This window comes from Actinoplanes missouriensis 431, assembly GCF_000284295.1.
Taxonomy (GTDB): Bacteria; Actinomycetota; Actinomycetes; order Mycobacteriales; family Micromonosporaceae; genus Actinoplanes; species Actinoplanes missouriensis.
In genome coordinates, this window is sequence record NC_017093.1 from 6,157,964 (window position 1) to 6,184,029 (window position 26,066).

Here is a 26,066-nt window from a genome sequence, read left to right on the forward strand (position 1 = left end):
GTTATCTCCGAGGGGCCTGAACCCTTCACAGACGCTCGTCGATGCAGGGAGACCGATGACGTACGACTACGACGGCTTCAGCCGCCTCGCCGGCGACGCCGATCCGGTGCCGGGGCCGGAGTACCGGGTCCGCCTGCGAACCCTGTCCCGGCGGCGGCCGATCCGTTCGGTGCTGATCGCCGGCTTCGCCTTCGCCTTCGAGTCGACGTTCTTCGGCTGGCTGCTGTCCTCGATGGAGCTGCCGGAACGGCGCACGGCCATCACCGCCGTCATGATCGCGGCAACCGCGCTGATCGAACTGTTCCGCCTGGTCAACGTCGTGACGCTGTGCCTCGCGACGCTCCGCGCGCGCGACCCGGTGCCGGTGCCGCCGGACGAGAACCTGCGCGTCGCGTTCCTCACCACGATCGTCCCCGGCAAGGAGCCGCTGGAGATGGTGGAGAAGACGCTGCGGGCCGCACGCCGGATCCGCCACCCCGGCCGGTACGACGTCTGGCTGCTGGACGAGGGCAACGACCCGCAGGTCAAGGCGATGTGCCGGAACGTCGGCGCCCGCCACTTCAGCCGCAAGGGCGTGGCCCGCTGGAACACCGCGGCCGGTGGCTTCAAGGCGAAGACCAAGCACGGCAACTACAACGCCTGGATCGACAGGCACGGCGCCCGGTACGACGTGTTCGTCTCGGTCGACCCGGACCACGTCCCGCTGCCGAACTTCTGTGAGCGCCTGCTCGGCTACTTCCGTGACCCGGACGTCGCCTTCGTGATCGGCCCGCAGATCTACGGCAACTACGACAACGTGATCACCCGCTGGGCCGAGTCACAGCAGTACCTGTTCCACTCGCTGCTCCAGCGCGCCGGCAACCGGCTGGGCATCCCCATGCTGGTCGGCACGAACAACGCGGTACGCATCGCCGCCCTCAACTCGATCGGCGGCCTCCAGGACTCGATCACCGAGGACATGGCGACGAGTCTCGTGGTGCACAGCACCATGAACGAGAAGACGGGGAATCGCTGGAAATCCGTCTACACCCCGGACGTCCTGGCGGTCGGCGAGGGACCGTCCTCCTGGACCGACTACTTCAGCCAGCAGCACCGCTGGTCACGCGGCACCGATGAGGTCTGCGTCGCCCAGTTCGGCTCCATGGTGAAAAAGCTCGGCATCCGGCGGTCGCTGCACTACGCGCTGCTGATGGCGTACTACCCGCTCACCGCCGTGGCCTGGCTGCTCGGCGCGACCACCGCGGTCCTGCACATCGTTCTGGGGGTACGGGGTGTGCAGGTCCCGCAGCAGGTCTGGCTGATGCTCTACGTGGACGCCGCGCTCTTCCAGGTCGGCCTCTATCTCTGGAACCGGCGGCACAACGTGAGCCCGCACGAGGCGGCCGGATCTTCCGGCCTGGCCGGCATGCTGCTCTCCACGCTGTGCGCGCCGATCTACGTCTCCTCGTTCCTGCAGGCGGTGCTGCGCCGCCGCGCCGGTTTCGTGGTGACGCCGAAGGGCGACTCGGCCAGCCCGGATCGCCTGCTCACCTTCCGTACCCATCTGCGCTGGGCCGCGTTCTACGCCGCGCTGCTGGTCGTCGCCGTGCTGACCGGGCACGCGCACGGCCTGATGTGGCTCTGGCCCGCCCTCAATCTGGCGCTCTGCCTCGCCCCGGCGGCGATCTGGGCGGCCCAGCGCCGGCCCGCCGAAGTACCCCAGCCCGCAGTCGAAGAGAAAGAACCCGTGGAGACCTTCGTATGACCCCCCGAACCCGGCCCACAGCCGCCCGGCGGTTGCTCACCGCCCTCACCACGATCCTGTGCCTGGCCGTCGTGGCCGTGGTGAACCGCCCGATAGTGGTCCTCGCGACCGACCGCTATCACGAGTTCGCCATCAACCGGCTGACCTACAAACAGACGCACGGCCACTGGTCGCTGCTGCCGGTGCCCGCCGGCTTCAAGATCAATGCGATCCACGCGGCGCTGCTGAAGACCGGCAAGGTGCTGATCATCGCGGGGTCCGGCAACAACCGGGAACGGTTCGAGGCCGGCACGTTCCGGACGATCCTCTGGGACCCGCGCACCGACCGGTTCACCGACGTGCCGACGCCGACCGACATCTTCTGCGCCGGGCACACGTTCCTGCCCGACGGCAAGCTGCTGGTCGCGGGCGGGACGAAGTCGTACGAGGTACTGGCCACGGACATCACGCACGCCGCCGGCGTCATGAAGATCAAGAACGAGTCGCCGGACTTCGGCGCCCGGGCCTTCCCGAAGGGCACCAGGTTCGAGTCGGCGGACGGCCGGATCTATCTGACCCGGGCCGACGTGAGCGTGCCGGCCGCCACCAAGATGTGGCACGGCACCCAGACCATGGTGCACGCCGGCGAGGTCGAGGTCTGGGTGGACGCGCTCGAACCCGGCGACGCCCCGATCGTGAAGGAGCCCGCACAGTACAAGATCCAAGGCCTGAAGGGCGACGACACCCACAACCTGTACGGCGTCGCCGACAAGATCAGCCGAGACAAGCAGGAGTACGGCGGCGACAAGACCTCGTACGAGTTCGACCCGGAGACCGAGCGCTACGCCCGTACCGGCGACCTGGTGAAGAACCGCTGGTACCCGACGCTCGCGCCGCTGCCCGGCGGTGACGTGCTCGCCGTCTCCGGCCTCGACCAGTTCGGCCGGATGATCCCCGGCATCAACGAGCGCTACCAGGTCAAGAAGAAGAAGTGGGTGGCCGTGCCGCAGCTGCGCCGGACTTTCCCCACCTATCCGTCACTCTTCCTCACCGAGGACGAGCGGCTCTTCTTCTCCGGGTCGAACGCCGGGTACGGTTCGGCCACCGAGGGGCGCACCCCCGGCCTGTGGGACGTCCGGAAGAACAAGTTCCAACCGGTGCACGGCCTGCGCGACGGCACGATGACCGAGACCAGCGCGTCCGTGATGCTGCCACCGGCACAGGACCAGAAGGTGATGATCCTGGGCGGCGGCGCGGTCGGTGACTCGCCGATCTCCACGGCCCGGACCGCGATCGCCGACCTGGCCGATCCCCGCCCGGTGTTCCGGCCCGGACCGGACCTGCCGCATCCGACGCGCTACCTGAGCACGGTGGTGCTGCCCGACGACACGGTCTTCACCAGCGGCGGGTCGTCCGGTTACCGGGGCGGGCCGTACCAGGGACGGCAGCGCAGCGATCTGCACAACGCCCAGATCTACGACCCGCGGAAGAACGCGTTCCGGGAGGCGGCGGCGCCGGCGGTCGGCCGCAACTACCACTCCGAGGCGCTGCTGCTGCCGGACGGGCGGGTCGTCACGATGGGCAGCGACCCGATCTACGACCGGTCCGGCAAGAACCCCGGCACGTTCGAGCAGCGGATCGAGATCTACAGCCCGCCGTACCTGTTCCGCGGGGACCGGCCGGTCGCCCCGACCGGACCGAGCCTGATCGAACGCGGGAAGAAGGCGACCTTCGCCACCCCGGACGCGGCGCGGATCCAGTCGGCGCGCCTGGTGCGGCCGAGCGCGGTCACCCACGCGACCGATGTGGACCAGCGGTCGGTGGCGCTCGGCGTGGCCCGCACGCCGGGCGGCATCACCGTGTCGATCCCGTCGAAGCGCGGCCTGCTGCCGTCCGGCTGGTACATGCTCTTCGTCACCGACGGCGAGGGCACGCCCTCGCCGGCCCGCTGGGTGCGGGTCAAGTAATCAGTTGGTGGCCAGCTCCAGGGCGTACTCCGGCCACCACTGACCGGCCGGGGGAGCTCCCGCGCGGCACGCGCCGTCGGACTCCCCCGGCCGTTTCACCCACAGGTACGCGTCGACCAGCGGCTGACCGGTACGCGTCGTCGGCGCCGGCCCGAGAGCCCGCCCCGGCGGATTGCACCAGTGCCCCTCGGCGTCCCGCCCGTCGATCGCGGCCGGGCCGTTCCCGTTCCGGCTGGTGTCGATCACGAACCGCTTGCCGCCGAGCCGCTCCGAGATCCGCGTGCCGTACTCGATGTTCGCCTCGGTCGTCTCGAAGTTCGCCACGTTCAGGCTGAAACCGTCCGCCTGCCCCACCCCCGCCTCGGTCAGCGCCGCCGCGACCCGGTCCACGTCACGCACCCAGCTCGGGTTGCCGCCGTCCAGGTAGACCCGCACGCCCGGCCCGGTCTTCAGCGCGGCGACCGCCTCGGCGAGCAGCGCGTACCGCTCGGTGGCGGCCGGGCCGTTCACACAGCCCTGCAGGACGTGCGTGACCGCGTCCGGCTCCAGCACCACGATCGCCCGGGAATCCCGGATCGCCCCGGCAAGCCCGGCGATCCAGCCGCGGTAGGACGCGGCGTCCGGCGCGCCGCCACCCGAGTGCCCGCCGCAGTCACGCTGCGGGACGTAGTAGGCGACGAGCACCGGGACGCGCCCGCTCGCGGCGGCCGCGGTGACCAGGGCGTGCGCCTTCTCCGCGTAACCGGGGGCGCCGTCGGCGAACCAGACCGCGGACGGCGACTCGGCGATCCGGCGCATCGCGGCGGCCTCCTCGACCCGCCCGGCGGCGGTCCAGGCCGCGACCTGCCCGACCGGTGGCGCGTCGGGCTCCACATAGAACTCCTCGGCCGCGGCCGAGGACTCGGCGGTCGCGGTGGGCTTGGCGGTGGGTGACGGCGCCACGTCCGGATCGCCGGCTGTGCAACCGCCGAGGACGACAAGGGCGGCGAGACCACAGAGGGCAGGCAGAGTTCTCATCCGGACAAACGGTACCTTCCCCCTAAATGATCACTGCACCGAGCGCGCCACCTCCGTCGCCTCTTCGAGTGTTCCGAGTCCCTCCAACCGGTAGGTCAGGTTCTGGGCCGACGACCAGACCAAAGACGGTCCGGCAAGGCGCGTCGCCTCGGTGTGCGCCACCTGATCCCGGTCGACATAGGTCAGCGGATGCGGCTCCGGCAGCCAGATCGCCACCGGCGCCACCGAGCCGAGATCCACCCATTCGGCGTTCGGCGTGGTCTTCAGGAACCCGCCCTCCAGGGTGCCGTCGAACTGGTCGAACCGCACCGTCCCGCCCCGGTAGAGCATGGTCACCACCCGGTCGGCGAGCACCACCTCCTCCGGTTCGCCGAGCGCCGCCGGCGTCACGAGCGGGAAGCCCGCCAGCCGCCGGGCCTCCCTGAGGCCGATTGTCCGGCTCGACGGGAGCGGGGACGCATCCGGCGGGATCGGGCGGGACGGGTGCTCCGCCCGTACCTCGATCCCTGCCACCCGCAGAAGGTCACCGACCACCTGGACCACCGCCGCTCGTGCCGGCGCGACAAACGCCACCGACGCGATGAGCGCGGCCAGGCACGCGGCAATCGCCAGGCGCACGCGACGCGGTCGCGGCGCAGGCTGAGCGAGGCGCGCCCGGACCGCCTCCCGCTGGTCGATTGCCGGGGGTACGCGGAGAGCCCGCCCCAGATCGCGCAGCTCCCGCGCCAGCTCGTCGTCAGACACCGGGCGCCTCCCGCAGCGGCATCCGCTCCCGCAGGCGGGCCAGCGCCCGCGCGGTCCGCGACTTCACCGTCCCCCGGGGCAGCCCCAGGGTCGTCGCCGTCTCCGCCTCCGACAGGTCCAACAGATAGCGGCAGACCAGCACCTCCCGGTCCCGCGTGTCGAGCGCCCGCAGCTGCTCGACGAGGAACCGCCGCCGTTCCGAAGCCTCAGCCGTCTCGGCCGGGTCCACGTCCAGCGGCAGCGGATCCTCCCGAGCCGCGGCCCGCATCAGCACCCCGGCCCGGCGGCGCCGGGAGCGGAGCAGGTTGTGCGTCTCGTTCGCCACGATCGCCAGCAGCCAGGCCTTGAACCCCTCGCCGCGGTACTGCTTGATCCGCCGGTACGCCTTCACGAACGCCTCCTGCACCACGTCGTCGGCGTCGGCGCCCGCGCCGAGCAGCACCGCGGCCCGATGCGCGGGCGAGGTGAAGCGGGCGACCAGGATCTCGTACGCGTCCAGATCGCCGCCGCGGGCCCTCGCCACGGCGTCCGCCTCGTCGATGTCGATGGCCGCCCCCTTCACCACACCCTAGAGACACCGCCCGGCGGGAACCGGTTCCCGCCGGGCGGTGTCTGTGCGGTTATGACGACTCGGCGGAACCTTCTTCTGGCCGGTGCCGGCCTTGCCTTTCTCGCCGGCTGCCGTTCCCGTCCCAGCGCCTCCCCCGCTCCCCTCGCCGACGTGCTCCTCGTGGAGACCGCTCGCGGACTGGTCAGGGTGAGCGCCGCCGGTGAGCAGCTGCTCGGCACGGCGGCGGCGCTGAGCCACGACGGGCGGCATCTCTACGTGTCCCGCGACGACGGCATGGCACAGGTCGACCCGGTCACCGGGGCGTCCCTGCGCGAACTGGACCACGGGGGCGGGTGGATGCCCCGGACGGTCTCCGCTGACGGCCGGATGTGCGTCCTCACCTCGCCGCCCGCGGACCGGTTCTCCCCCGTTCTGCTGTCCACACCGGGCGGTCCCCGCAAGTACCGCCTGCCCGGCGTGATCGAGCCGGACGCGCTGAGCACCGACGGCACCGCCCTGTTCGTGCTGGAGTGGCTGCCCGCGACCGCGCCCGACCACTACCGGGTGCGTCTGCTGGACCTGGCGACCGGTGCGATGCATCCGCTGAACACGCGTGACAAGACGCCGGTGCCGGCGGGCGCCGAGGAGGAGATGCGCGGCGAGGGGCGGCAGGCGGTGCTGTCGGCGGACCGGACGATGCTGTTCACGCTGTACACGCATCAGCCGGGGCACGCGCACACCCGGGACCTGCTGTCCGGGCGCCCCGGGAACGCCCATGCGTTCGTCCACGTGCTGCATCTGACGGATCGGTGGGCGTACTGCCTGGACCTGCCCCATCCGTTCGGTGAGGGGCCGGCGGCCGCGCACGCGGTGGCCGCCGATGGGCGGCACATCGTGGTCGCGGATCTCGCGTCCGGGAAGCTGGCCTACGCCGATTCGCAGGCTTTGACCGTCAGCAAGGTGATCGACATCCCGGTGGCGGCGCAGTTGACCGCCACGCCCGGCCAGGCGCACGGTGCCGGCGTGAAGGCTGCGGTGTCCCCTGGCACGGCGGGGGCGGCGCTCGCTCTCACTCGGGAGCGAGTGTTCATCGGCGGATCCGACACGGTCACCGTGCTGGACCGGGCCGGCGATGCGGTCGTCGCGAAATGGCAGGTTCCATCGGCGATTCGGGGCATGGGGCTCAGCGCGGACGGCAGCCGACTGTATGTCGGCACTGCTGACCAGGTGATCTGCTTGAACACCACATCCGGTACGGCCCTGAGCAAGACTCCCGTGGACGGCCTGACAACACTCCGCCACGTGCACCAGTCAACCTAGTCGTCGCGACGCCCGTGACGCACCGCAACAGGACGACGAGCAATTGCCGGGGGACGGTTTAGTGCTTTTGGAGAGTTTCAGCCGTACCTTATGGGTTTTTTCGTAGGACGTCCAGGAGGAACCATTCGTCCTCGTGGTGGACCACCCGGGTCAGGCCCGGGCGGGCGGCGAGGATCTCGTGGACGTTGTGGCCGTCGTAGTTGCCGCCGTTCTCGCGGTCGCGGAAGTGCAGGGAGACCAGGTCGCCGCCGGGTTCCAAGCGGTCGGTCACCGCGGTGAGGAACTGTTCCAGGTCGGCGGCGGAGAGGTAGTAGAGCAGGTCGCCGATGACCACCAGGTCGAACGTCTCGTCGGGCATGTCGGCGGGGACCATGGCCTGCTCGACCGTGACGTGGGGCAGGTCGGCGGTGTTCTCGCGGGCCTGCTGGACGGCCTCCGCGACACTGTCCGTGGCCAGGATCTTGGAGCAGCGCGGGGCCAGCATCCGGGTGAACAGGCCGATCGAGGCGCCCGGCTCGTAGCAGCTGCGGTAGTGCTCGCGCGGGAGGCTGGCCAGGGTCACCGCGTATTTGCGCTGGTTGTGCCACTTGGTGGCGACGTCCCACGGGTCGTCCTTCGCCAGGTAGAGCCCGGTGAAGTAGTCCAGCGAGACCGTGGTCTCCGGTGCTGCGGCGTCGCCCTCTGCTCGTGTCACGCCGGAATTGTGCCGAACTCGGGGACGACGCCGCCAACCAGGGTCAGCCGGCGGTCACGGGTGCGTGATCACGATTGACGTGCCGTGACGGTCAGGGTGCCGATGCCCGATTCGGCCCGCAGGTCGATGCCGTCGTCGCCGTCGCCTTTCGTGAGGGTCGCGCCGGTTGCCACGCCTTTGTCCCGTTTACCGTAGAGGGTGACCGTTCCGGCGCCCTTGCGAAAGTCGGCGCGGACCGGGATCTCGCCGGCCGTGCTGATGCGCCAGGTGTTGACGCCGCCGCCCATCAGGATCGGAATCGGACTGTCGGTCTTCGGCAGCGCCAGGGTGGTGCGGGCCGTGCCGCCGAGCAGGTCGAGCCGGCCGAGCGTGCCGCGGGTCAGGTCGAACGTCGCGACCCGGGCGCCGCCGCGCATCCGCAGCGACCAGGTGACGTCCTCGCTGAGCAGGACGTCCACCCGTGCGGAACCCTCCGGGCCGGTGGGTTCGACGAAGACCTTGACCGTGTCGCCGTCGAGCTGGGCGCGCGGCTTGACCCCGCTGCCGTCCGGGCTCGTCACCCGGAACCAGCCCTTCGGCACGTCGCCGATCGTCACGTTGACCTCCGTGGTGCCATCCACCAGCTCGAACGTGGCCGCGTCCGGGATCACGGGGGCCGGGTCCGGCGTCGGCTCGCCGATCTCCACGGGTGGGTTGGCCGGGGTGAGGGCGGCGGGCGGCTGGAACGAGGGGACGCGGGTCTGTTCCTCGCCGGGGCGGAGGGCGGCCCAGGCCGCGGCCGAGCCGATCGCGAGGACGAGGGCGACGATCACGGCGGTACGGCGGACGGGGCGGCGCGGGCGCTCGGCGAGATGTAGTTCGAGGGTAGGGCGGGCAGAGCCGGGATAGACGTCGGCGGTCAAGCCACGGCGGGCGTGGGCCTGATCGGCCTCGGTCACGCCACCGGCGCCGCCCGGGGAAGGGGAAGCGGCGCCGGGCGCGCTCGGATCGGACAGGCCGGCGCCGGTTCGGGTGGGCTCGGCGCCGGGCAGTTCGTAGTGGTCGGCGGCCGGGCCCACCCGGTGCGGGGCGTCCGGCCAGTACTCGGTGATGTCGGGCAGATCGGCAGGGGCGGCTTTACTGTCCACGCGTGGTCTCCTCGGTCGGCGCGCGGGTGGCTCCGGCCGGAGATACGGATGAACGACGCGATCGGTTCGACTGGGATCGCTCCCATCCGGATTTCCCTCTTGCACATCACTTCGCTTACCTGTAGATCATTATCGAACGATTAAGTCGCAATGCGCGAAGTTGCCACAGGAAGTGGAATTGATGCCGGAAGATGAGAACGGCCTTCGCGTCGGTGGCTGGGTGCCGCCGTATTCCGATCCCCGGACCGGCGGATCGCCCGCCGCGCGGCCCGCGCTCCCCCGCGGCTCGCAACGCCCGGCGCTCGGCCCGGGACAGGGCCCGCCGCCGCATTCCATCCGTCACCTGTTCATTCTGGCGGCCGCCGCGGCATTGGGGTGCGCGGCCACCGCGCTCGTCGCGCTGAACACCGGCGGCGAGACCCCGGCACCCGTCGCGCAGCAGAGCGCGGCGTCCCAGCAGGGCTGGCCGGCCTTCCCGCTGGAACCGGAGGAGACGATCCCGCTGCTGCCCAAGCCGTCGCCGTCACGGTCCCACTCCCGGGCCGTCACACCGGTCGCGACCAGGGTCTCGTCGGCATCGCCCCCGGCGAAACCGGGCGCGACCCCGGCCTCACCCACGGCAGGCCCGGCCGGGCCCACGGCACCGCAGCCGGTCTCCCTGACCGCCGGCGCGACGGCGGGCCTGGAGCTCGTGGACCAGCCCGGCCAGTGGGTGCGGCACCGGAACTTCGCCGGGCGGGTGGACCCGATCTCGGCCGCCGGCAGCGACGGCGACCGGGCCGACTCACGGTTCGTGATTCGCACCGGCCGGGCGGCGTCGAACTGTTTCTCGTTCGAATCAGTTAACTTTCCCGGATATTATCTGCGGCACCGCGACTTCCGCATCGAGCTTACCCGGGCGGAGCAGTCGGAACTGTTCGACGAGGACAGCACTTTCTGCGCCGAGTCCATTCGGAACGGCGCCGCCCTGACGTTACGGTCACACAATTATCCGAGCCGTCATATCGCGGTGAACGGCGAGCGGCTGGTGATCGCCGAGTCGGGGGCGGCCGCGTTCCGCCCGCAGCCGCCCCTGTGACGGGTCCTCACATGACGAGGACGCTCCGGGCGTCCAGCACACCCGCGCCGCCGGGCAGGTCGATCGGCTCGTCGGTGCGGTTGATCAGGAACCGGTGCTCGCCACGGATCGCCAGCTCGACCCGGCCACGCAGCTCGGGCGGCAGCTCGCTGGCCACGCCGGCCGGCCGGAGCAGGGACGGCAGGACCGGGGCGATCCCGGCGGCGCCGAGGCGGGTGGAGACGTAACTGGCCGAACCCGTACCCACCGGACGCCGGGTGATCGCGGCCTGCTTGCCGTCGCGGTACCGGGCGAGCACCTCGACGCCGGAGTCGGCCACGTCGACCCGCTCGGTCCAGAGCGTGCCGGTGGCGCCGTTGTCGAGGGCCACGCTGTCGCCGTCGAGCAGCGGCGCGAACTCCTCGACCCGGATGCCGAGCAGGTCCCGCAGGGCCCCGGGGTACCCGCCCAGCCAGACGTGGTCGTTCTCGTCCACGATGCCGGAGAAGTAGGTGGTCACCAGGTGACCGCCGTTCTCGGCATAGCGGGTGAGGCGGCCGGCGAGCGCCGCGGGCACCACGTGCAGGATCGGGGCGATCAGCATCGGGTACCGCTCCAGGTCACCCCCGGCCGGCACCACGTCGGCGCGGATCCCCTGGTCCAGCAGCGCCGTGTACCAGTCCAGCGCCTCCTGCCGGTACCGCAGCCGGTCGGTCGGGTGCGAGTCCTGCTCGGCCACCCACCACGACTCCCAGTCGAAGACGATGCCGACCGGCGCGGGGGTCCGGGGCGTGCCGGCCACCGGCGCCAGGTCGCGGAGCCGCTTGCCGAGCTCGGCCACCCCGCGGAAGAGCGCACTGTCGGTGCCGGCGTGCGGCAGCATCGCCGAGTGGTACTTCTCCGCGCCGGCTCTCGACTGCCGCCATTGGAAGAAGCAGACCGCGTCAGCGCCGTACGCGACGTGGGTGAGCGAGTCCCGTGCCAGCTCGCCGGGCCGCTTCGCCACGTTGACCGGCTGCCAGTTGACCGCGCTGGTGGAGTGCTCCATGAGGAACCACGGGCGGCCGCCGGCCAGCATGCCGGTCAGGTTCGCGGAGAAGGAGAGCTCGTCACGGGCCTGCGGGCCGGGGACCACGTAGTGGTCGTTGGAGACGAAGTCCACCTCGGCGGCCCAGTCGGCGTAGTTCATCGGTTTCTGCTCGCCCATCACCATGAAGTTCGTGGTGACCGGCACGTCCGGGGTGATCTCCCGCAGGACTGCCTTCTCGGCGCGCAGGTGCTCCTTGAGCGCGTCCGAGGAGAACCGCTTGAAGTCGAGCTGCTGGGTGGGGTTGGGGTGCGAGGCGGCGAGGCGCGGCGGCAGGATCTGCTCCCAGTCGGAGTACTGCTGCGACCAGAAGGCGGTGCCCCAGGCCTCGTTGAGCCGGTCCATCGACTGGTAACGCGCTTCGAGCCAGGCGCGGAACGCCCGCGCCGCATCGTCGGAGAAGTCGTAGATGTTGTGACAGCCCAGCTCGTTGTTCACGTGCCAGGCGACCAGGGCGGGGTGGTCCCGGTATCGGGTGGCGAGCGCCCGGACCAGCCGTAGCGCGTGCTCCCGGAAGACCGGCGAGGTGGGCCGCCAGTGCTGGCGGGCGCCCGGCCACACCGTGCTCCCCTCGGCGTTCACCGGCAGGATCTCCGGGTGTTTCGTGGTCAGCCACGGGGGTGGTGAGGCGGTGGCGGTGGCCAGGTCGACCGCGATCCCGCCGGCGTGGAGCAGGTCCATCGCGTCGTCCAGCCACGCGAAGTCGTACGCGCCCTCGGCCGGCTGGAGCCGGGCCCACGAGAAGATCGCCAACGAGACGATCGTGACGCCGGCCTCGCGCATGGCCCGTACGTCGTCGTCCCAGATCGCACGCGGCCACTGCTCCGGGTTGTAGTCGGCGCCGAACTCCAGACGGGCCTCCCCGGCGCGACGGATCCAGCGCCGGGGAGCGTTCTCGGATGAGCTCATTTGACAGTGAAACCCTGTTCCTGGCCGTACTTGACGGAAGCGTCCTGCCAGGACTTCAGCCCGTCCTGCAGGGTGCCCTGCCCGAGGTAGGCCTTGCCGGCGGTGTCGTTGAAGACGTTGTTGGCGTAGACCTGGAAGGGCAGGTACGACCAGCCGGGGACGACCTGCCCGGCGGACGCGGCGAGAACCTCGTTGACCTTCTGACCGCCGAAGTACGGGAACTCCTTGTTCAGGAACTCCGGCGCGTTCAGCTGCTTCGTGCTCGCCGGGAAGGCGCCGTTGTCGACCCGGGTCTGTGCCCCCTTGTCGACCGTGGCGTACTTGAGGAACGCGTACGCCAGGGCCTTGTTCGCGGCCTTCTCCGGGATGGTGATGGAGCTGCCGCCGTTCTCGGCGGTGGCCTTGCCCCCACTCTCCCACTGCGGCATCGGGGCGACCCGCCACTTGCCGTTGCCCGCCTTGACGCCGGACTCCAGGTTGGCCGGCATCCACGCGCCGATCACCAGGGAGGCGATGGTGCCGTCGGCGAGGCCGGCGTACCAGCCGTCGCTCCAGCCGGCCACCGGGTTGAGCAGCTTGCCGTCGATCAGCTTCTGCCACTGGGCGGTGAACTTGCTGGTGCCCGCGTCCGCGAAGTCGATCCCGACGTCGGTGCCGTTCACCGTGTACGGCTTCCCGCCCGCCTGCCAGATCATGCTCGTGGTGAACCCGGCGTCGCCGCTGTCCGCCGTGATGTACGCCTTCGGGTCGGCCCTGTGCAGCTTCTCCGCCGCCGTCGTGTACTCCTCCCAGGTCGCCGGCACGCCCAGCTGGTGCTTGTCGAAGACGTCCTTGTTGTAGAAGAGCGCCATCGGGCCGGAGTCCATCGGAAGGCCGTAGACGGCCGCCCCGGAGTGCACCGCGTTCCAGGTTCCCGGCGTGAACGTGCCGTCCAGCGACGCGGCGCCGAACGTGTTCAGATCGGTGACGGCCTTGCCGAGGGCGAACTGCGGCAGCGCGTAGTACTCGATCTGAGCGACGTCCGGCACCCCCGAACCCGCTTGGATGGCGTTCTGCAGGGCGGTGTACGCGTCGTTCCCCGTACCCGAATTGACGAGGTTGATCTTGACCTTGGGGTATGTGGTCTGGAAGTCCGCGACGACCTGCTTGAGGGTGGGCTCCCAGGCCCAGACCGTGAGCGTGCCGCCGGCGTCGAGCGCGGCCTGGACGTCGTCCTGCGACACCGTGGTGGCGGCGGGCTCGTCGGCGGAGTCACCGCCGCATCCCGCGGCCAGGAGCGTGAACGAGAGAGCGGCGCCGAGGATCGCGCGCCGACGGGTGATCAGCATGGGCGGTTCCCTTCGGTGAACCTTGTCGACGGATGTCATTGCTTGACGCTTCCGGCGGCGAGACCCGACTGCCAGTAACGCTGGAGCAGCAGGAACGCCACGATCAGCGGGACGATGGTGAGCAGCGATCCGGTGATCACGAGGTCGAAGACGACATCGCCGCCGGCCGTGGTGCCCTGCTCGTTCCAGGAGTAGAGGCCGAGCGTGAGCGGGAACAGGTCGGCGTCCTTCAGCATGATCAGCGGGAGGAAGAAGTTGTTCCAGGTCATCACGGTGTTGAAGAGCAGGACCGTGACGAGTCCGGGGGCGAGCAGCGGCACGGCCAGGGAGAAGAAGGTCGTGAACTCGCCGGCGCCGTCGATCCGCGCCGACTCGAGGATCTCGTCCGGCACCGCGTCGCGGGAGTAGGTCCACATCAGGTAGAGACCGAACGGCGAGGCCAGCGTCGGGATGATCACCGCCCAGGGCGTGTCGGTCAGCCCCATCTTGGCGAACATCAGGAAGATGGGTACGGCCAAGGCGGTCGGCGGCACCGCGACCCCACCGAGGACGACGGCGAAGACCGCCCTCCGCCCGGCGAAGTCGAACTTGGCCAGGCCGTACCCGGCGAGCGCGGCCAGCAGGGTGGCCCCACCGGCGCCGGCCACGACGTAGAGCAGCGTGTTGAGCAGCCAGCGCCCGAAGATGCCGTCGTGGTAGGCGAAGACGTCCGCGATGTTGCCGAAGAACGCGAAGTCGCCGCTGAACCAGAGGCCGAACGAGCCGAACAGGCCCTCCTGCGTCTTGGTCGCGCTGATCAGCAGCCAGACGAGCGGGAGCAGGCTGTAGATCAGCGCGAGCGCGGTGATCAGGGTGAGCGGGATGCTCCGCCGGGGCCTCATCGGCCCGCTCCGATGCTGCGGCGCTGGAACAGGTACGCGACGATCATCGTCACCACGCCCATGATCAGCGCGATCGTCGCCGAGTAGTTGACCTGCTGCCCGCCGAACGACAACTGGTAGGCGTAGACGTTCGGCGTGAAGTACGTGGTGATCGAGTTCGGCGCGATCGTGTCCAGGATCTGCGGCTCGTTGAAAAGCTGGAAACTGCCGATGATCGAGAAGATGGTGGCGACCGCGAGCGGCCCGCGCAGCGCCGGCAGCTTGATCGCCCGGATGATCCGGAACTGGCCGGCGCCGTCGATCGCGGCGGCCTCGTAGAGCGCGGTGTCCACCACCCGCAGCCCGGAGTACAGGATGATCATGTTGTAACCGACGAACTCCCAGGTCACGATGTTGCCGATCGCGGCGAGGATCAGGTCGGGCGAGAGCGGGTCGGGCAGCGTGATCCCGAACGCGTCGTTGACGTTGCCGACCAGGCCGATCCGGGTGCCGTACATGAAGCCCCACATCAGGGCGGCGACGACGGACGGCACCGCGTACGGCAGGAAAACCGAGATCCGGAAGAAACCGGCGCCGTACAGCCGGCCGCTGTCCAGGGCGAGCGCGATCAGCAGCGCCAGGAACAGCATGATCGGCACCTGGACGACCAGGAACAGCGCGACGCGGCTCAGCGCCTCGAAGAACTGCGGATCGCTGAACGCCTTGGTGTAGTTCTCCAGGCCCACGAAGGCGGTGCCGCCGATAAGCCGGTTGCGGAACAGGCTGAGGTACGCCGCGTAGCCGATCGGAGCCAGGAAGACCAGGGCGAACACCGCCAGGAACGGGCCGGTGAACTGCCAGCCGATCCACGAACGCCGGGTTGACACGGCCCTCCCTCCACGGATGTTTACGTTAACAATTTCGGCCGTGTCACCGGATGTTTACGTAAACGGGTTGGGCCGTATAGTGGCACGGGTCACCAGCACGGTCAAGGAGTACCCATCGACACTCATCGGCTCCGCGCCGGCTCGGACGTTCCCGGCGGGCGCCGCAAACAGCGCGTCTCCATGGCCGACGTGGCCCGCCTCGCCGGCGTCTCGTCGCAGACCGTCTCCCGGGTCGCCAACGGCCAGTCCGGCGTCGTCGAGTCCACCCGCGAGCAGGTGCTCGCCGCGATGCGCGAGCTCGGGTACCGGCCGAACAGCGCGGCCCGCTCACTGCGCTACGGCCGCTTCAACACGATCGGCGTGATCCTCTTCGGACTGTCGTCGACGGGCAACAGCCGTACCGTGGAGGCCATCGCCACCCACGCGGCAGCCGAGGGATACGCGATCACGCTGATCCCCGTCGGCGCGCCCACCCAGGACAACGTGCTCGGCGCCTTCACCCGGATGGGCGAGCTCGCGGTCGACGGCGTCATCCTCATCATCGAGGTGCACCTGCTCGACGCCACGGCGGTCGCGCTGCCGCCCGGCGTGCACGTCGTGGTGGTCGACTCGGACGCCGGCGACAGGTACCCGGTGGTCGACACCGATCAGGCCGACGGCACCCGCCAGGCCGTGCGGCACCTGATCGGCCTCGGTCACCGGACGGTCCACCACGTGGCCGGGCCGGCGGAGTCCTTCGCCGCCGAGCGACGGGCCGGCGCCTGGCGCGCCACCCTCGAGGAGGCCGGCCTGCCGATCCCGGAGATCGAACGCGGCGACTGGTCCGCGGACTCCGGCCACCGCGCCGGGCTGCGCCTCGCCGCCGATCCGTCCTGCACCGCGATCTTCGCCGCGAACGACCAGATGGCGCTCGGCGTGCTGCGCGCCCTGCACGAGTCGGGCCGCCGGGTGCCCGCGGACGTGAGCGTGGTCGGTTTCGACGACATCGCCGACGCGTCCGCGTACCTGCCGCCGCTCACCACCGTGCACCAGGACTTCGCCGAGGTCGGGCGCCGCTGCGTGCGCCTGCTGCTCGACCAGATCCACGACGGTCCGGCCGCGCCGGGCACCGACCTGGTCCCCACCACCCTCACCGTGCGGGACAGCACGGCGGCACCCGGCTTGACCGGTGGGCGCACCCTGGCATAGACGACTCTCCTCGCAGCGAAGGGCGTTTCCCATGGCTTCCAGGACTGACAGCTCGGACATCCTCGCCAAGGCACGGGAAGGCACCGAGGCCGCCGTGGCGAGCCGCGTCTTCGGCGCGCCGATCGAGCGGGACGGTGTCACCGTCGTACCCGTGGCCGTGGTCTCCGTGGCGGAGGCGCCGGTTCCGGCAGCGGGATCATGCCGCGCCGGAAGGAGGAGGACCGGGCCGAAGGGCTGCCCGAGGGCGAGGGCGCCGGGGGCGGTTTCGGCTTCTCCGCCCGCCCGGCCGGGGTCTACGTCATCAAGGACGGGTGTGTCAGCTGGCGCCCCGCCGTCAACGTGAACGCCATCGTCGCCGGCGGGCAGCTGGTCCTGGTGGTCGCCTTCCTGGTGGCCCGCTCCGTCCTCCGCGGCCGCCGCTGACTCATCGCCGCCGGAAATAATCGTGCGGGCGAGTGCACGGAACCGTGCCGTCGCGCGTCTATATCTGTGTGACCTTCGAGCAATTCGCGGTGGCCCGCCTTCCGAGCCTCCTGCGCTACGCGGTCGTCCTCACCGGCGATCGTGACCTGGCGCAGGACGTCGTGCAGGAAGTGCTGGCCCGGGCCCAGGTCAAATGGCGCCGCATCAGCGGCTCGGACTCCCCGGACGCCTACGTCCGGCGGATGGTGCTGAACGAATATCTCTCGTGGCGGCGCAGCTGGGCGTTCCGGAACGTCCACGCGGCCGGCGAGCGCCTGGCCGAGATCGAGGCCTCCCGGGGCGGCGTGGGCGACCACGCGGACGGGGTCGTCGAGGCGGACGCGCTGTGGAACCGGCTGGCAATCCTCGGCCGGAAACAGCGGGCCGTGCTGGTCCTGCGCTACTACGAGCAGCTTGACGACCAGTCCATCGCCGACCTGCTCAGCTGCTCCCCCGCGACGGTGCGCAGCCAGGCGTCGAAAGCGTTGCGAACGCTGCGACTCGAAGAACAAGACCAGAGACAACGGATCCACGCCGAGGAGTGGTCGTGACCCTGCACGCTGACCGGCTGCGCGAAGCCTTCCTGACCCACGAGAACGAGACGCCCGACCCGGCGCTGGTCTACGCCCGCGTCGAGGAGCTGGCCCGCAAGCGGCGGTGGCGACGCCGCAGCGCGCAGGCCGCCGGTGGGGCCGTGCTCAGCGCCGGCCTGATCGCCGGGATCGCGAACCTGCCGGCGATCCTGCCCGCCGGCCCGCAGCAGCTGCCGGTCGCCGGGCTGCCGGCCGCGGCGCCGCCGGACGCGTCGGCGGTCCCCTCGGCCGACCCGTCGGCGGGCGCCCCGCTGGAGGTGGAGAAGGAGCTGCTGGAGCGGTGGGACGCCTTCTTCAACGCCGGCTACAGCTACAACGAAGCCGTTGAACTGGCGAAACTCTGGAAGATGAGCCCGGAGAACATCGGCGCGGTCAAGGCCGAGGCCGGTCGCCGCCTGCTCGCCGGCGAGACGCTGCCGGTCGAGGCGAAACCGGACCCCGACGTGACCGAGGCGCCCACCCCCGATCCGGAGACGACGAAGCGCCTCGACGCGTATTTCGCGGCCGGCTACGACTGGGACGACGCGGAGCAGCTGGCGAAGCTGTGGAAGCTGGGCGACCCCTACGACGCCAAGGTCGAGGCCGGCAAGCGCCTGCTCGCCGGCAAGAAGCTGCCCGGCGTCGAGGCCGACCCGCAGCTGGCGAAGGAGGCGAAGGAGGGCCGGCTGGTCGGCGCGTTCTTCGAAGCGGGCTACGACTTCGCGGACGCGGAGGCGCTCGCGAAGCTGTGGAAGCTGGACGACCCGTACGCCGCGAAGGTCGCCGCCGGCAAGAAGCTGCAGGCCGGCGAGACCCTGCCGATCAAGCCGTGACCGAGCGGCTGCGCCGGCGGATCGGCTTCGAGATCGAGCTGATGGCGCCCCCCGGTGTCAGCCGGCGCACGCTCGCCTTCGACCTGGCCGGGCGCTGCGGGGGCAGCGTCCGGCCGGTCTGGCACCACGACAGCGAGCCGTCGCTGGTCCCGGGTCTGGGCCGGTTCCTGCATCTGACGCAGGGCTTCGAGGTACGGCGTGCCGACGGCTCCCCGCTGTGCACGCTCGTGGACGACGTCACGCTGCTGCACGGACTGGATCCCCGCGCGCCCGCGCTTCCCGGCTGGTTCCGGATCCTGACCGACGACGGCCGGTTGCTGCGGCTGCTGGCCGCCCAGTGTGATCCCGCCTCCGGTCCGGCGACGGTCCTGGAGCCGGCGGCGAAGCTGTGGGACGCCGAGGTGCGGCAGCACGGGCCGATCCACCGGCTCGACGATCCGGCCGGGGCGACGATCGCGCTGGCCGCGCCGCTCTCCGGGGAGCGGGAACGACCCTGCGAGGTGATCACTCCCCCGCTCGCGTCGGGTCATCGCGAGGCGCTGGCGGAACTGCTGGGACCGGCCCGGGAGCTGGGTTTCACGGTCCCCCGGGAGGCCGCCGTGCACCTGCACTTCGACGGCGGGCCGTTCCGTGATCCGGCCGCCCTGTCGAACGTGATCCGGCTGTTCGCCCACTGGCGGGAGCCGTTGCGGGCGGTGCTGGCGACGAACCCGGCATGCCGCAGGCTCGCGCCTCTGCCGGCGCCGCTCGTGGACGCCGTCGCGGGCACGCCCACGATGACCGAGCTGCGGACCGCCGCCGACGCCGGGGATCTGACGAAATACTTCGACGTCAACCTCACCCAGGTCCTCGCCGGCACCCCGCCGGTCCGGGACACCGTGGAGATCCGCATCCTGCCCGGCATGATCGACGAGGGTCCGATCACCGACCGGGCGGCGCTGGTCGAGCTGCTCCTGGAGCGCTGTCTCGACCCAGCGCCGCTGCCGGCCGGCGCGGACCTGCTGGAGTTGGCCGCCGACGCCCTGGCGGACCGGGATCAGTAGACGTACGGCCATCCCGACGAGTCCCAGCCGAGCAGGTTGATGCCCAGCTTCGCGTCGCCGTTGGCCTGGTAGTAGTGATAGGCCAGGACGGTCTGTGAGCCGTCCCGGAACACCGCCGGGTGCCCGGGCCCGTGAACGGCGTCGTGCGACGCGAGGATCTCCGAGCCACCCCCGGCGGTCATCGCGACGCCGGCCCGGTCGGCGTAGGGCCCGGTGATGCTCTTCGACCGGCCCACCATGATCCGGTACGTGCTGGACGCCCCCTTGCAGCAGAAGTCGAACGCCACGAAGAGGTAGAAGTAGCCGTTGCGCTCGACGATGACCGGCGCCTCGATCGACTTGCTGTTGGTGAACCGCTCGGCGATCGAGTAGATCTTGCTGTCCGCCCGTTTGCCGCTCGCCGAGCTGAGCTTGACCATTTTGATGCCGCTCCAGAAGGAGCCGAAGCTCAGCCACCACTCACCGGACGAGGTGACGATCAGGTTCGGGTCGATCGCGTTGTACCCGCTGGTGGCGGTCGACTCGACCACCTTGCCGTAGTTGGTCCAGGTCCCGGCCGCGCCGGTGGTGCTGCCGGCCAGGAAGATCGCCGACTTGCTCGAGCCGAACGTGGAGGCCGAGTAGTACATCAGGTACTTGCCGCCGACGTAACTGATGTCCGGCGCCCACAGGTTCTTGTCCGAGGCGGTGTAGGCGTCGGCCCACGGCGTGCCGTTCGGGAAGGCCTTGCCGGCGTCGGCGAAGGCGGTGCGGTCGGCCGACGTCTTCAGGCCGATCCCGGGTGACGTGTAACCGAGCAGGTAACCGCCGGTCGGCCGCTTGATCATCGTCGGGTCGTGGGCGAAGGTCGAGCCGGTGACGACGCCGGGATTGGGGTAGGTCGCGGCGTCGGCCATCGTCAGGCCGTAGACGCTGGCCGACGCGGCCACGAGGGCGGTCACGGCGGTCAGCAGGAGCTTGCGTGTTCTCACGGGGGATTCACCTTTCGACGGGGACTCCCCTATGTGTCGTGCAGCGCTGAAAAGGTTGCCCCGGTCCGGTGAAAGTTCATGGTCGTCGGCCGCACCGGGCTGCGGGACCGCAGCCCGGAGTCCGTGGAACGCCGGGCCGGCGACCTCACGGCGGCCGCCCGTGGTCCGCCAACTCCCACGGCGACCTAGAGGAAGTCGACCAGGGCGGACGTGAAGGCCGGCTCCCGCACCGCGCCCAGGTGATCCCCATCGGTCACCGTCAGCTGGGCGCCGGGGATCGCCTTCGCCAGGACCTCGGGGCGGGCCGCCAGCACGTCGTCGCGGCCCGCCAGCACGAGCGTCGGCGCGGTGACGGCGTCCAGCGGGATCGGGTCCGCGTGCATCCGGGCGGCCTGCGCGGCGAGGGCCGCCCGGTCACCGCCGACCGCGTCGATGAACGCCCGGAAGCCGGCCGCCGCCGGGTTGGTGATCGTCGCCGGGTCCTCGGCGTGCAGCGCCTCGCGCAGCGGGTCCGGCCCGATCACCCGGGTGTCGACGCCACCGAGTTCGACCACGGCGGCGCCCACACCGCCGATCGCGAGGCGCCGGATCCGGGTGTCCCGGGTCGCGGTGATCAGTGCGACGACCGCGCCCATCGAGTAGCCGACCAGGTCCACGGCCGGCTCCCCGAGCAGGTCGAACAGCATGATCAGGTCGTCCGACATCCGGACCTCGCCGTAGAACGACGGGTCGTGCGGCTTCCCGGAGCGGCCGTGTCCACGGGCGTCGATCGTCACCACGCGACGGCCCGCCCCGGTCAGCGCGTCGACGACGCCGGTCAGGACCCAGTTGGTGAGCCCGTTCGCGATGAAGCCGTGGTGCAGCACCACGGGCGGCTGTGACGAACTCCCCTCCCAGGTCTGGTAGTAGATCTCGACGCCGTCACCGGCCTGGAAGCTGGGCATGTGTGCGCGTTCCCTTCTGGAGCGGATGCCGCCACAGGGTAGAACTCGCCACCATGATCAAGCATCGGTGAGATCGCCAGCCCGTGGCTTCCGCGATAGATTGCGAGTGAGCATCCCGTCACTCCATAGGGGGATTTCCCGGCTGTGACCCCCACACAGTTGCGCGCCTACTCCGCCGTTGTCCGATTCGGCTCGGTCAAGCGAGCCGCCGCCCAGCTCGCCGTCTCCGAGTCCGCGGTGTCCCTGCACATCGGCCAGCTGCGCAAAGAGCTCGGCGACCAGCTGTTCTCGCGCTCGGCGACCGGGCTGACCTTCACGCCGGGCGGCCTGCGCCTGGCGAGCCGGGCCACCGAGATGCTCGGCCTGCAGGACATCACGGTCCTCGAGGTGAGCGCCGCCGGCCAGGGGCGCCGGCTGCTGCGGGTCGGCGCGTCCAGTCTCTTCGGCGAGCACGCCGCGCCCGGTCTGATCGAGCTCTTCGCGAACCGGGCCGCCGATCTCGACCTGGAGCTCAGCGTGCGGAACCCGGGATCGTTCACCGAGGCGCTCGTCGAGCGCACCGTCGACATCGCGATCGGTCCTCCGCCGCCCCTCGCGGACCCGGCGGTGACGTCCCGCCCGGTGATGTACTACCGGATCGTCACGGTCGCCTCCCCCGACCACCCGCTCGCCGCCACCCAGCCCAGCATGCGCCAGCTGCGCGAGCAGACCTGGCTGCTCGGCCCGTCCGCGGTCGCCGACAGCGGGGCGATCCGCACCCTGGTCCGCCGGATCGGCGTGCCCGACGACCGCCAGCAGATCTTCCAGAGTCACGCGGCCGCGCTCGAGGAGGCGAAACGGGGACGAGGTGTGGCGCCGGCGCTGTCGTTCGCGGTCGCGCCGGAGGTCCGCAAAGGACACCTGGTGAGCTTCTGCGGCGGCCCGGCCAGCCTGGAGGAGGTCTGGCACTCGATCACCCTGGCCGAGCCCGCCACCCCGTCGGCCGCCGCCGAGCTGGCCCGGTTCGCGTCCACGCCGCGGGCGATCCAGGCGATGATGCGCGGCACCGGCATCAGCAAGACCCGATTCCGGCCGTCGGTGCACGTCACGCTCTGGAGCTGAGCTCTCTCAGGCACGCCGCCAGGTCGGCGAAGGTCGCGGCCGGCATCAGCCTGTCGCAGAACGGCAGGGCGGCGGCCATGGCCGCCACACGCGGGGTGAAGCCGGGCGCGCCGGCGCGGGGATTCAACCACACGATCCGGTACGCCCGGCGCCGCAACCGCGCCATGACGGCCGCCATCATCTCCGGCGGATCACTGTCCCACCCGTCCGACGCGATGATCACGATTCCACCCCGAAGAGCATTTCCCTGGTACGAGTCGAGAAGCGCCCGCAGATTCCCGGCGATCCGCGTCCCGCCGAACCGGTCGGTGACCGCCGTGCCGGCCGCCGCCACCGCGTCCGCCGCCGACGCGTTCCGCAGCACCGGGGTGAGCCGCGTCAGCGTCGTCGCGAACGCGAACACCTCCGCGTCGGCGACCAGCGTGAACGCCCGCATCATCTGCAGATAGGCGGCCGCCTGCGCCCGCATCGACTCGCTCACGTCGCAGAGCAGCACCACCCGCCGCGGCTCGCGCACCGGCCGCTGGCGGACCACGGTGATCGCCTCCCACCCGGTGCGCCGGGCCCGGGCGATCGTCGGCCGCAGCGCCACCCGCCGCCCGGCCGGGTCCACGGCGTGCCGCCGGGTGCGCCGCTGCGGCCAGCGGGCGAGCGCGGCACGCAGGTCGTCGCCGAGCGCCCGGATCTGCGCCTCGTCGAGCTCCTCGAACGGCCGGTCGGCGAGACCGGCGAGGGCGCTCGGGCGTAGCTCCGGCACGCGCAGGCCGGAGTCCGCGCCACTCTCGGCGGCCGCGACCACGGGTGGCAGCGTCGCCCAGGGCAGCCCCTCGCCGTCAGCCGTCCCGTCCCCGCCCGCCGGAACCTTCACGTGCACCGTGTCGTCACGCCGGCCGGGCTGACCGGCCGTCCGGTTCAGCGGCAGCGACACGACGTCGTCGAAAACGGTCGCGAACACCTCGTCGAAAACGGCGAGGTCGGCGTGCCGGCGGACCAGGGCGATCCGTACGGTCCAGTAGAGCGTGTCCCGGTCCGCGGGCGGGCTGACCGACAGAGCCCGGACCAGGTCGTCGGTCTCGGTGATCCCGGCAGCCAGTCCGGCGCGGCGCAGCCGAGCCACGAACGCCACAGCGAACGCGGCCCGGTCCGTCCCCCGCAGCAGCACGGGCGCAGAGTCGGCGGCGGTCACGCAGCGACCCGGCGCCGTTCCCGGCGGCGGCCCGGGGAACGGCGATCCACGGCGCAATCGGCGGCGGTCACGGCGGCGTCATCGGCGGTCACGGCGGCGTCAAGGGCGGGCGACGGCCCAGACGATCACGGCGGCGGCCACGGCGACGCCGATGACGACCGGGATGGCCCGCTTGTAGATCGATCCGCCGGCCACCTCCAGCAGATCGAGCGCCTCCGGCTCCGCCGACTCGATCTTCCGCTCGGCGGCCGGCGCCGGAGACGAGGCCGGGGCGCCGCCGGCCAGCTCGGCGCTGGGAACGTTGAGCGGAGCAATCGGATCCGGGGTGCCGGCGGCGACCTCGGTGCGGCCGGCGGCAGGCTCCACGGTCCCGGCGGACGGATCCGGCACCGCCGCGTCCGACATTTCCGAAATGTCGGAGATGCTGCTTCCGGGCGCGGCAGGGGCGACCCCGCCCAGGGCCACCGCGGTGGCCGGCGCGGTCTCGACGGCGGCAGCGGAGGGAGCGGCGTCGGCCCCTGCCGACGGAGCGGCATCCGATCCGGTGGTGAGGGCGGCATCCGATCCGGTCGTGGGAGCGGCGGGCGAAGCCGGCGCGGCGGCGGGCTCGGGGGACTCCTCGCCGGCGGCCAGTTTCTTCTCCAGGTTGGCTACGAACTGGGCGAGCAGCTTGCCCGACACCTCCTTGATCATGCCGCTGCCGAACTGGGCCAGCTTGCCGCTGATCCTCAGGTCGGTCTCGACGTTGACCTGCGTGCTGTCCTCGCCCGACGGGGCCAGCCACGCGGTCACCACGGCCGCCGCGTTGCCCGCGGACCGGGCGTCGCGGCCCTTCGCGTCGATCACCGCGCGGTAGGCGTCGTCGTCCTTCGCGGTGAACTGCGCGGTGCCGGTGAAATCGGAGATCACCGGGCCCACCTTGACCTTGACCCGGCCCTTGTAGACGTCGCCCTCCACGCCGGTGAGCTGGGCGCCGGGCATGCACGGGGCGATGCCCGGAAGGTCGGTGAGCACCCGCCAGGCCCGGTCGATCGGGATGTGCACGACGAACTCGTTATTGATCTTCATGAGCGGGTCTCCTGGGAAGCGGCTCCGGCGACCAGTTCACGGTCGTCGGGGGTCTTGGCGATCGTGCCGAGGGTGCGCAGGACGTCCGCGCCGGCCAGCTCGGTCACCCCGAGCGCGGCGAGGGCGGACACCCAGTCGATGGTTTCGGCGAGGCCGGGCGCCTTGTCCAGGTCGAGCCGGCGCACCCGGCCGATGAACTCGGTGGCGTTGCGGATCAGCGGGGCGGACGCGCCGGGGACCGCACGGCGCACGATGGCGGCGGCGCGTTCGGCAGCCGGGAACTCGATCCAGTGGTAGAGGCAGCGGCGGCGCAGCGCGTCGTGCAGGTCGCGGCTGCGGTTCGAGGTGAGCACCACGATCGGCGGCCGGGTGGCGGCGAACGTGCCCAGCTCCGGGATGGTGATCGCGGCCTCGCCGAGGAACTCGAAGAGCAGCGCCTCGAACTCGTCGTCGGCCCGGTCGATCTCGTCGATCAGCAGCACCGGCGGGGTCGGTCCGGCGTGCCGGACCGCGCGCAGGATCGGCCGCTCCTGCAGGAAGTCGGCGGTGAACAGGTCGGCGTCGCGGATCGACGAGCCCTGCGCCTCGGCGAGCCGGATGTGCAGCAGCTGCCGCTGGTAGTTCCACTCGTAGAGGGCCTCGCCGGCGGTCAGGCCCTCGTAACACTGCAGGCGGATGAACGGCGTGTCGAGCGCCTGCGCCAGGGCCTTGGCGGCAGCGGTCTTGCCGACGCCCGGCTCACCTTCGAGCAGCAGCGGCTTGCCGAGCCGCATCGACAGGAAGATCGCCATCGCGAGCCCGTCGTCGACCAGGTAGTTCACGTCGTCGAGCCGCTGGACGACCTCGTCAGGATTGTTCACAGGACCTCAGCAGCCGCTCATAGTCTTCCCGGGTGTCCACATCGATCGGCACCGTACCCCCGGCGTCCACTTCGGTCACCGGATACGAGCCCGCGTGCAGCAGCTTCCACACCGCCTTGTCACCGTGCAGGCCGGTGAGCTCGCCGAAGGTCTCGCGGCGGAACAGGAACGGGTGGCCGAGGCCGTCGGTGTACCGGCAGATCCCGATCGGTGTGGGTACGGCGGCGACCCGGCGCACGTCGGACGGGCGGATGCCGGGCTGGTCACCGAGGAGCAGGACCAGCCGGTCCGCGTCGCCCAGGTGGGGGACCGCCGACCGGACCGAGGACCCGCACCCGCTGGCGAACGCGGGGTTCTCGATCACCCGTACCCCGGAGAGGTCGACCTGGGCCCGGACGGCCTCGGCCGAACCGCCCAGGGTGACCAGAAGTTCGTCGAACCCGCAGGCCCGGGCCATGTCGAGGGTGGCGTCGAGCAGCGTGCGGCCGCGGAACGGCAGCAGCTGCTTGGGCTCGCCGAGGCGCTTCGAGCCGCCGGCGGCGAGTACCAGCCCGGTGACTGTCATCCT

Annotated in this window: 25 protein-coding genes; 10 read left to right on the plus strand and 15 right to left on the minus strand. The window is 71.2% G+C overall.

Going from position 1 to position 26,066, the window contains the following annotated elements:
• Positions 1-55 precede the first annotated feature (55 nt).
• A complete protein-coding gene (locus AMIS_RS28320; RefSeq protein WP_014445863.1) occupies positions 56-1,744 on the plus strand; it encodes a glycosyltransferase family 2 protein in 1,689 nt (562 codons plus the stop codon).
• Positions 1,741-3,690, plus strand: a complete 1,950-nt coding sequence (gene glxA, locus AMIS_RS28325) for a radical copper oxidase GlxA (protein WP_014445864.1) — start codon at positions 1,741-1,743, stop codon at positions 3,688-3,690. Before AMIS_RS28320 ends, glxA begins: the two co-directional genes overlap by 4 nt.
• On the opposite strand, the gene AMIS_RS28330 is transcribed toward glxA, so the two are convergent.
• From AMIS_RS28330 to AMIS_RS28340, 3 genes are read right to left on the minus strand one after another with little or no spacing between them, the layout of a single operon-like run.
• Complete coding sequence (locus tag AMIS_RS28330) at positions 3,691-4,707, minus strand: glycoside hydrolase family 6 protein (RefSeq protein ID WP_014445865.1); 1,017 nt, start codon at positions 4,705-4,707, stop codon at positions 3,691-3,693.
• Positions 4,708-4,737: 30 nt separating this feature from the next.
• Entirely contained in the window at positions 4,738-5,451 is a 714-nt protein-coding gene (locus AMIS_RS28335; protein ID WP_041830117.1) for a hypothetical protein, read from the minus strand.
• Positions 5,444-6,013, minus strand: coding sequence for an RNA polymerase sigma factor (locus AMIS_RS28340; protein ID WP_231859113.1), 570 nt, complete (start codon positions 6,011-6,013; stop codon positions 5,444-5,446). The genes AMIS_RS28335 and AMIS_RS28340 overlap by 8 nt, the downstream gene beginning before the upstream one ends.
• A gap of 60 nt (positions 6,014-6,073) precedes the next feature.
• Between AMIS_RS28340 and AMIS_RS28345 the strand changes: the two genes are divergently transcribed.
• Positions 6,074-7,321, plus strand: a complete 1,248-nt coding sequence (locus AMIS_RS28345) for a hypothetical protein (RefSeq protein WP_014445868.1) — start codon at positions 6,074-6,076, stop codon at positions 7,319-7,321.
• 88 nt (positions 7,322-7,409) lie between these two features.
• On the opposite strand, the gene AMIS_RS28350 is transcribed toward AMIS_RS28345, so the two are convergent.
• A complete protein-coding gene (locus AMIS_RS28350) occupies positions 7,410-8,015 on the minus strand; it encodes a class I SAM-dependent DNA methyltransferase (RefSeq protein ID WP_014445869.1) in 606 nt (201 codons plus the stop codon).
• Positions 8,016-8,083: 68 nt separating this feature from the next.
• Entirely contained in the window at positions 8,084-9,142 is a 1,059-nt protein-coding gene (locus AMIS_RS40885; RefSeq protein WP_014445870.1) for a hypothetical protein, read from the minus strand.
• A 181-nt stretch (positions 9,143-9,323) separates the two neighbouring features.
• On the opposite strand from AMIS_RS40885, the gene AMIS_RS40890 reads away from it, so the two are divergent.
• The gene (locus AMIS_RS40890; RefSeq protein WP_014445871.1) at positions 9,324-10,220 is read left to right on the plus strand and encodes an AbfB domain-containing protein; all 897 of its coding nucleotides are present in this window, start codon (positions 9,324-9,326) and stop codon (positions 10,218-10,220) included.
• Positions 10,221-10,227: 7 nt separating this feature from the next.
• On the opposite strand, the gene AMIS_RS28365 is transcribed toward AMIS_RS40890, so the two are convergent.
• From AMIS_RS28365 to AMIS_RS28380, 4 genes are read right to left on the minus strand one after another with little or no spacing between them, the layout of a single operon-like run.
• The gene (locus AMIS_RS28365; RefSeq protein WP_014445872.1) at positions 10,228-12,195 is read right to left on the minus strand and encodes a beta-galactosidase; all 1,968 of its coding nucleotides are present in this window, start codon (positions 12,193-12,195) and stop codon (positions 10,228-10,230) included.
• On the minus strand, positions 12,192-13,523 hold the full coding sequence (locus tag AMIS_RS28370) for an ABC transporter substrate-binding protein (protein WP_041830118.1): 1,332 nt from the start codon (positions 13,521-13,523) through the stop codon (positions 12,192-12,194). The genes AMIS_RS28365 and AMIS_RS28370 overlap by 4 nt, the downstream gene beginning before the upstream one ends.
• A 35-nt stretch (positions 13,524-13,558) precedes the next feature.
• Positions 13,559-14,404, minus strand: a complete 846-nt coding sequence (locus AMIS_RS28375; protein WP_014445874.1) for a carbohydrate ABC transporter permease — start codon at positions 14,402-14,404, stop codon at positions 13,559-13,561.
• Positions 14,401-15,270, minus strand: coding sequence for a carbohydrate ABC transporter permease (locus tag AMIS_RS28380; RefSeq protein WP_014445875.1), 870 nt, complete (start codon positions 15,268-15,270; stop codon positions 14,401-14,403). Before AMIS_RS28380 ends, AMIS_RS28375 begins: the two co-directional genes overlap by 4 nt.
• A gap of 180 nt (positions 15,271-15,450) precedes the next feature.
• Between AMIS_RS28380 and AMIS_RS28385 the strand changes: the two genes are divergently transcribed.
• The 5 genes from AMIS_RS28385 to AMIS_RS28405 all read left to right on the plus strand — a co-directional run bounded on the left by AMIS_RS28385 (position 15,451) and on the right by AMIS_RS28405 (position 19,368).
• Positions 15,451-16,458 carry a LacI family DNA-binding transcriptional regulator gene (locus AMIS_RS28385; protein WP_014445876.1) on the plus strand — a complete coding sequence of 336 codons (1,008 nt, stop codon included), beginning with the start codon at positions 15,451-15,453 and terminating at the stop codon, positions 16,456-16,458.
• A gap of 198 nt (positions 16,459-16,656) precedes the next feature.
• The gene (locus AMIS_RS43755) at positions 16,657-16,881 is read left to right on the plus strand and encodes a hypothetical protein (protein ID WP_014445877.1); all 225 of its coding nucleotides are present in this window, start codon (positions 16,657-16,659) and stop codon (positions 16,879-16,881) included.
• A 68-nt stretch (positions 16,882-16,949) separates the two neighbouring features.
• Positions 16,950-17,471 (plus strand): SigE family RNA polymerase sigma factor, encoded by a 522-nt coding sequence (locus tag AMIS_RS28395; protein WP_041830120.1) that lies wholly within the window; start codon positions 16,950-16,952, stop codon positions 17,469-17,471.
• Positions 17,468-18,325 (plus strand): hypothetical protein, encoded by an 858-nt coding sequence (locus AMIS_RS28400; protein WP_014445879.1) that lies wholly within the window; start codon positions 17,468-17,470, stop codon positions 18,323-18,325. The genes AMIS_RS28395 and AMIS_RS28400 overlap by 4 nt, the downstream gene beginning before the upstream one ends.
• On the plus strand, positions 18,322-19,368 hold the full coding sequence (locus AMIS_RS28405) for an amidoligase family protein (protein ID WP_014445880.1): 1,047 nt from the start codon (positions 18,322-18,324) through the stop codon (positions 19,366-19,368). Before AMIS_RS28400 ends, AMIS_RS28405 begins: the two co-directional genes overlap by 4 nt.
• Here the strand turns inward: AMIS_RS28405 and AMIS_RS28410 are convergent.
• The gene (locus tag AMIS_RS28410) at positions 19,362-20,339 is read right to left on the minus strand and encodes an arabinan endo-1,5-alpha-L-arabinosidase (protein WP_014445881.1); all 978 of its coding nucleotides are present in this window, start codon (positions 20,337-20,339) and stop codon (positions 19,362-19,364) included. The two genes, AMIS_RS28405 and AMIS_RS28410, sit on opposite strands and share 7 nt — an antisense overlap.
• Positions 20,340-20,524: 185 nt before the next feature.
• Positions 20,525-21,283 carry an alpha/beta fold hydrolase gene (locus AMIS_RS28415; protein WP_014445882.1) on the minus strand — a complete coding sequence of 253 codons (759 nt, stop codon included), beginning with the start codon at positions 21,281-21,283 and terminating at the stop codon, positions 20,525-20,527.
• Positions 21,284-21,427: 144 nt separating this feature from the next.
• Here AMIS_RS28415 and AMIS_RS28420 point away from each other — a divergent pair, with 144 nt between their 5' ends.
• A complete protein-coding gene (locus AMIS_RS28420; protein ID WP_014445883.1) occupies positions 21,428-22,384 on the plus strand; it encodes a LysR family transcriptional regulator in 957 nt (318 codons plus the stop codon).
• Here AMIS_RS28420 and AMIS_RS28425 read toward each other — a convergent pair.
• The 4 genes from AMIS_RS28425 to AMIS_RS28440 form a co-directional block, all read right to left on the minus strand.
• Entirely contained in the window at positions 22,368-23,570 is a 1,203-nt protein-coding gene (locus AMIS_RS28425) for a vWA domain-containing protein (protein ID WP_014445884.1), read from the minus strand. The two genes, AMIS_RS28420 and AMIS_RS28425, sit on opposite strands and share 17 nt — an antisense overlap.
• Positions 23,571-23,669: 99 nt before the next feature.
• Positions 23,670-24,638, minus strand: a complete 969-nt coding sequence (locus tag AMIS_RS28430; protein WP_014445885.1) for an SRPBCC family protein — start codon at positions 24,636-24,638, stop codon at positions 23,670-23,672.
• The gene (locus tag AMIS_RS28435) at positions 24,635-25,498 is read right to left on the minus strand and encodes an AAA family ATPase (RefSeq protein WP_014445886.1); all 864 of its coding nucleotides are present in this window, start codon (positions 25,496-25,498) and stop codon (positions 24,635-24,637) included. Before AMIS_RS28435 ends, AMIS_RS28430 begins: the two co-directional genes overlap by 4 nt.
• On the minus strand, positions 25,485-26,063 hold the full coding sequence (locus AMIS_RS28440) for a nucleotidyltransferase family protein (RefSeq protein ID WP_014445887.1): 579 nt from the start codon (positions 26,061-26,063) through the stop codon (positions 25,485-25,487). The genes AMIS_RS28435 and AMIS_RS28440 overlap by 14 nt, the downstream gene beginning before the upstream one ends.
• Between the last annotated feature and the right edge of the window lie 3 nt (positions 26,064-26,066).